At 36.4% G+C, this 3,456-nt stretch carries 6 protein-coding genes; 1 reads left to right on the forward strand and 5 read right to left on the reverse strand.

All coding sequences use genetic code 11. From position 1 onward, the window contains the following. Positions 1–59: 59 nt before the first annotated feature. The gene (gene htpX / locus AC4GME_RS15960) at positions 60–935 is read right to left on the reverse strand and encodes a protease HtpX (RefSeq protein ID WP_490379750.1); all 876 of its coding nucleotides are present in this window, start codon (positions 933–935) and stop codon (positions 60–62) included. A gap of 151 nt (positions 936–1,086) precedes the next feature. On the opposite strand from htpX, the gene AC4GME_RS15965 reads away from it, so the two are divergent. Beyond that, positions 1,087–1,368 (forward strand): peptidylprolyl isomerase, encoded by a 282-nt coding sequence (locus AC4GME_RS15965; RefSeq protein ID WP_490378820.1) that lies wholly within the window; start codon positions 1,087–1,089, stop codon positions 1,366–1,368. Between the two features lie 26 nt (positions 1,369–1,394). Here the strand turns inward: AC4GME_RS15965 and AC4GME_RS15970 are convergent, their stop codons facing one another. The 4 genes from AC4GME_RS15970 to AC4GME_RS15985 form a co-directional block, all read right to left on the reverse strand. Next, a complete protein-coding gene (locus AC4GME_RS15970) occupies positions 1,395–1,745 on the reverse strand; it encodes a DUF6404 family protein (RefSeq protein ID WP_490379751.1) in 351 nt (116 codons plus the stop codon). A gap of 26 nt (positions 1,746–1,771) precedes the next feature. Next, entirely contained in the window at positions 1,772–2,239 is a 468-nt protein-coding gene (locus tag AC4GME_RS15975; RefSeq protein WP_490379752.1) for a GNAT family N-acetyltransferase, read from the reverse strand. A 30-nt stretch (positions 2,240–2,269) separates the two neighbouring features. After that, complete coding sequence (locus tag AC4GME_RS15980; protein WP_490377890.1) at positions 2,270–2,731, reverse strand: DUF1294 domain-containing protein; 462 nt, start codon at positions 2,729–2,731, stop codon at positions 2,270–2,272. 99 nt (positions 2,732–2,830) lie between these two features. Further along, on the reverse strand, positions 2,831–3,456 hold a 626-nt coding region (locus tag AC4GME_RS15985; protein WP_490379753.1), incomplete at its 5' end, for a DUF4037 domain-containing protein.

Here is a 3,456-nt window from a genome sequence, read left to right on the forward strand (position 1 = left end):
AAAAAAACAGCTAGTTACATGAAAATAACTGTTTTTTATCATAATGAGAGTTGGATAAACTAAATGGTCTGGAGCTTTTGTAGCACTTCAATACGCTTTTCAAGAGGCGGGTGCGACATAAATAAACCTGCACTGCGTTTCCCTGAAATACCAAAGGCCATCATACTGCCTTCTAGATGCGGTTCAGCACCTTTTTGTAAACTCTCAAGCGCAGCAATCATTTTATGCTTACCAACTAATTGAGCCGCACCAAAATCGGCACTGAATTCACGTTGTCTTGAGTAATACATAACAATCGTACTTGCTAAAATACCAAAGATCATTTCTAAAATAAAAACAATAATAAAATAGGAAAATCCATGACCGGAAGACTCCTCATCACTGTTACTTAATGCTTTGTCGATAATGCCAGCTAATAAACGGGCAATAAAGATAACAAAGGTATTCACCACACCTTGAATTAAAGTCAGTGTTACCATATCACCATTTGCAACATGACTTATCTCATGAGCTAAAACTGCTTCAGCCTCATCACGGGTCATATTTGCTAATAAACCGCTACTAACTGCGACCAGAGCTTTATTTTTACTCATTCCGGTCGCAAATGCATTGCTGTCCTGTGCATTATAAATTGCCACTTCAGGGTAGTTAATAGCAACCTTTTTCGATTGTGCTGTGACTGTATCTATTAACCATCGTTCGGTTTCATTACTTGGGTTTGCAATCACTACAGCACCAGTGCTGCGTTTTGCAATCCATTTAGACATAGCTAAGGAGATAAATGAGCCACCAAAACCAAAAACAGCCGCAAGAAGAAGTAATCCCCCTGTACTGCGAGAATCAACACCGGTAAAAGCAAAAACTAGATTTAATACAATACCGAGTACTAAAATAACCGCTAAGTTGGTAATTAAAAATAAAGCAATACGTTTCATTGTCACCTCAAAGTTAAGACATTTCATGTTCGACATAATATGGCTTTATTGGTTATTTGCAAGATAAACATAAAAATTTTTTTTAAGTAATTGCCTCAGTAACTAATTTGATTTATCGTGCATGCATTACATATATTAAAAGGAAAAAAACATGGCTCTAGCAACTGCACGACATATTTTAGTTAATTCAGAAGAAAGCTGTCTTGAACTTAAGAAACAAATTGAAGCAGGCACTGATTTTGCTGAACTGGCGAAGAAACATTCATCTTGCCCATCAGGCGCGCAAGGTGGAGATCTGGGTGAGTTCGGACCGGGTATGATGGTACCTGCGTTTGATAAAGTTGTATTCAGTGCACCAGTCGGTGTAGTTCAAGGACCAGTTAAAACACAATTTGGTTACCATTTGTTAGAAGTAACAAGTCGTAACGACTAATCTACATTTACACTGTAGATTAACCGTTACTTAAAATCAGACCAATCTGATAAATGGTGGTGTTTTGCACTGAACTTGTAATATACCGCCATACAAAAGCCCATGAATAAACCAACTGAAATACTAACTAGCAGTGCGAAATAAGCAGCCACATGTTCAGCTTGCCAAACCAACAGCCACATAATTCCTCCCCATATTGTAGTGAAAAACAGTGTCTGGCTGATAAAATTAACCAAAAAGCTACGGTAATGTGGTGGTAGAATTCGATATCCAATTTTTCTTAATAGATCTAATGGAGGCGGATTATAATTAGAACGCCAAATACCAGCATCCTCTAACTCTTTATGTGCTTTTGTTAACTTGTTTTTAAATGTCATAACTTACTCTCGCTTGTTCCATGCATTTATTTAACTCCTTTTTCCATTAAATAACAGATTAAACTTTGTTCATTGAGTCGAACATGTTGCTCTTTAACCACAGAAAATCCAAAATATTCAAAGAAAGGCCTGGCAGTAATGCTAACTTGAGCATGGAAATGCTTTATTCCCAGTTCGTTTCCTGTTCGTAATAAAAAACGCATTAAGGTTTTGCCTATGCCTTTCTTCTGATGTAAATAATGGCAAAAGAAATGATCAATATATCCATTTTTCTGCAGATTTGCATAAGCGACAATTTCGTTTTGTGAAATTACTACAAAAGGATTCATTTTTTTGATACGTCTGCACCATTGTTGTCGATCAAATCTTTCGCTTGACCATGCTTGCACTTGAGCCGTTGAATAATCCCGGATATTAATATTTGTTACCGTCGCATAGAAAAGCGAACGTAAAATTTGCTCTTCACCAGGTAAATAATGTCTAATTTTTAACATAAAAAACAACCCAAATTGAGCACTTTGAAATTATATAGTCAGTTCAGCAGAGTTTAATTTATTGATTATATTAGCCAATATAATTTCGCTGTTTAACAGTAAAAGCAAAAGTAAAATATTCAAACAAACTGTTATACAAAAAACAGTTAGAAACGATTTTTTTGTCGATTTATGATTTATAAAGCGTTGTGCTAACAATGCACCAAACCACCCACCGAAAAGCGCCAGATAATGTAATGTGGTTTCTTTGACTCGCCAACGATTGTTTCGTGCCGCTAATTTATCGACAACATAAACCCCAAAAGTAACTGAGCTCATTAACAGGTAAAACCAAAAAACAAAAACAGGCGCAAATTTATTAGTATAGAGGTAGATAAATAACAAAGCGCAAATAAAGGCAAAGAACAGCCTGAACATATTAATCCCAACCTGAAGAAAATAAACAGTAAGCAAAAGGCTCTGGCGTACTATCCTGAAGTACAAAACAGCCATTGATATTATTTAAACAGGTATTTTATCACTGCTGTTGTTCAACAGCTTAAACAAAAAACCGTGTAAAAATAACGGTGTAATTTTATACTGCATTTTGCCCTACAAAAGCTTATCCGCAGCCAATAATTCATTTGAACCATCTAATAACTGATCCAATTGATTAAGCAATATTTTATCACCAGTGGCCGCAGATTGAAGAATATTGTCCATCTTTTCCTGTAGATTTGCAGGTGCTTTTGCACACTTTTCTAACACATATCCCAATACCTTCTTCTCTCCTGGATTCATCACTTTATTAATTGCATACAGCACATCAAAATAACTGGCAAACAACGCTGCAAGACGATGATTCATACTTATCAAATCACGGCGGTCAATTGCTTTTTTGATTTGCACATAATAGGAAGGGATTACATCTCTCAGTACCGGATAGTTCTTGGCAATAATGGCTTGTTGCAACTGTTCAGGGTAGACCACGTTATACTTATTCTGTAACAGTGCAAACCAACCTTTACGATCAAATAATATCTGAGAGTCTAGAACTGTCTGCCAAAAACATGTTGAGTAGCCCATACTGGCTTGGTGGGAAACCAGTAAGCGCTGCAGTTGCTCTTCTATCCAGGATTTATCCCAATAAATAATATCGACTTCAATTCCTGTTTCCAAATCAAACCATTCATCCCCTAGATCGCAAAAAGTAAGATTGAGATCCGCTTTACTCGCCC

Source organism: Psychromonas sp., from assembly GCF_983033635.1.